The organism is Roseisolibacter sp. H3M3-2, assembly GCF_029211165.1.
Classification (GTDB): Bacteria; Gemmatimonadota; Gemmatimonadetes; order Gemmatimonadales; family Gemmatimonadaceae; genus Roseisolibacter.
This window is the reverse complement of sequence record NZ_JARGEK010000589.1, coordinates 1-1,905: the sequence shown is the minus strand read 5'-3', so window position 1 is coordinate 1,905 and position 1,905 is coordinate 1. Positions and strand designations below refer to the sequence as shown.

Here is a 1,905-nt window from a genome sequence, read left to right as displayed (position 1 = left end):
TCGGGGCGGCGGCGCTGCGCGGCGCCGGCGCGCGTCGCCCACGCGGCGCCGGCGGCGAGCAGCAGCGCGCCGGCGACGCCCGCCAGCCGGGCGGTGGGGACTCGGGATCCGGCGCTGGGACGACCGACCATCGGCGACGCTCCGCGTGAGGGATGCGACGCGAAGATCGCACGCGCGGCGCCGCGCCGGCTTGCGCGGAGATGAGCGTTGCGTGACGGTTGGATTAACTCGGCCGCGCCGGGCCGCCGCCGTCGAGGCGGCGCACCGCGGCGAGCGCCGCCTCGAGCGTGACGCCGTGGTGCGCGAGCGCCTGCGCCCCGATGTTGTGCCGCTCCGCGAGGATGCCGAGCAGCACGTGCTCGGGCCCGACCGCGTCCCGCCCGAGCGCGCGGGCGTGGGCGGCGGCCAGGCGCAGCGCCTCCAGGGTGCGCGACGTGAACGGACGCTCGGCGCCCGGCGCCCGCGTGTCGCGGCCGGGGGCGAGCACCGTCGCGAGCGTGTCGCGCACCCCCGGCGCGCCGTCGGCGACGTCGCGCAGCACGGCGCCGGCGACGCCGTCGGGGCGTCCGACGAGCGCGAGCGTCAGGTGCTCGGTGCCCAGGTACTCGTGGCGCAGGCGGTCGGCCTCCGCGCCCGCGTCGCGCAGCAGGGCGTCGGCGTCGGCGGTGAGGCGGTGGTCGGGCGCGGCCATGCGGGTCCTCCGGATCGGATACGGCGCGCGGCGCTACTGCAGGCGCACGCCGGCGGTGAGCGGCCGGAACCAGGTGCGCGGCACGCGCGGGTCGTCGATGCGCACGTGGCGCAGCGCCGCGACGACGCCCGCGTGCCGCGTCAGGCGGACCGCGACGTCGGCGCCCACGACGCGCGTCGGGCCGTCGTACCGCCCCACGCCCGCCGCGAGCCCGGCGACGACGCGGGCGCCCAGCGCGGCCCGCACGCCGAGGGCCACCGACGGCCCGGTGGTCGACGGGAACGGGGTCCGGCAGCCGCCGTTCGGCGCGGGCGCGCACGCGAGCGCGACGTCGTCGCCGCGGACGTCGAGGGCGTACTCGACGACCGCCACCGGACGCACCCGGCCGGGGCCGCCCAGCCGCACCGCCAGCCCCGCGTGCGCCCCGGGCTCGGCGTCGGTGCGGAACCAGCGCTCCCCCGCGCGCTCCGGGTGCGCGCCGCTGCCGTAGGTGAGGTCCAGCGACAGCGCGGGGACCGACTGCGCGGCCAGCGCCGCCGGGATCGCGCCGGCGAGCGCGGCGAGGACGACGAGGCGTCGCATCGCGTCGAACGCTAGCGCGTCCCGGCGCCCGCCGCCGGCCGGATCTCGCCGCCGCGCTCGCGGTAGCCGTCGAGGAACAGCTGCCCGCGCCCCGCGAGCAGCAGCGGGAACCGGATGCGCCACGCGCGCACGACGAACGTCCCGTCGGCGAGCCGCGCGAACTCGGTCCACCCGCCGAGCCCGCGCGCCTCGCGCGGCAGCCGCGCCCACACGTAGCGGTAGTCCACGCGGCGCGGCTCGCCGGTCGCGGCGTCGAGCCAGACCACGCCGTCGATGTCGGCCGGCGCGCGCCCCGGCACGGGACGGAAGCGCACGCCCACCCACCCGGACTCGGCGCCCGCGCCGCGCGCCGGCGCGAAGCAGTGCGTGCGCGCGAACCCGTCGGAGAGGAGCGCGCGCTCGTCGGGCGCGTGGAAGCGCGCCGCCCCGTCGAGCGGGCCGACGATGTAGCCGCGCGCCTCCAGCGAGTCGGGCGGCGCCGCCGTGAACGCGCGCCCGTCCGGCGCGCCGGCGGGGAGCGGCGCCTCGGCCTCCTCCAGCAGCTGCCCGCCCGCGTCGAACCGCCGCTCCACGCGGAACGCGCGGAACCCCTCGGCGCCCGCGTCGGCCGCCGGCGCGGCGACCGCGGCGAG

At 80.8% G+C, this 1,905-nt stretch carries 3 protein-coding genes; all 3 read right to left on the bottom strand.

Annotated features, from left to right (window positions below; translation table 11 throughout):
- Positions 1–223: 223 nt before the first annotated feature.
- Complete coding sequence (locus PYV61_RS24845; protein ID WP_275836568.1) at positions 224–691, bottom strand: Clp protease N-terminal domain-containing protein; 468 nt, start codon at positions 689–691, stop codon at positions 224–226.
- A 33-nt stretch (positions 692–724) separates the two neighbouring features.
- Positions 725–1,273: a hypothetical protein gene (locus PYV61_RS24840; protein WP_275836567.1), complete on the bottom strand. Its 549-nt coding sequence runs from the start codon at positions 1,271–1,273 to the stop codon at positions 725–727.
- A gap of 11 nt (positions 1,274–1,284) precedes the next feature.
- Positions 1,285–1,905, bottom strand: a 621-nt coding sequence (locus PYV61_RS24835; RefSeq protein ID WP_275836566.1) for a hypothetical protein, incomplete at its 5' end; no start/stop codon positions are given.

What these genes read in the sequence shown, in the direction of transcription:
- PYV61_RS24845 (WP_275836568.1), bottom strand. Translation starts at nt 691, where the DNA reads ATGGCCGCGCCCGACCACCGCCTCACCGCCGACGCCGACGCCCTGCTG.
- PYV61_RS24840 (WP_275836567.1), bottom strand. Translation starts at nt 1,273, where the DNA reads ATGCGACGCCTCGTCGTCCTCGCCGCGCTCGCCGGCGCGATCCCGGCG.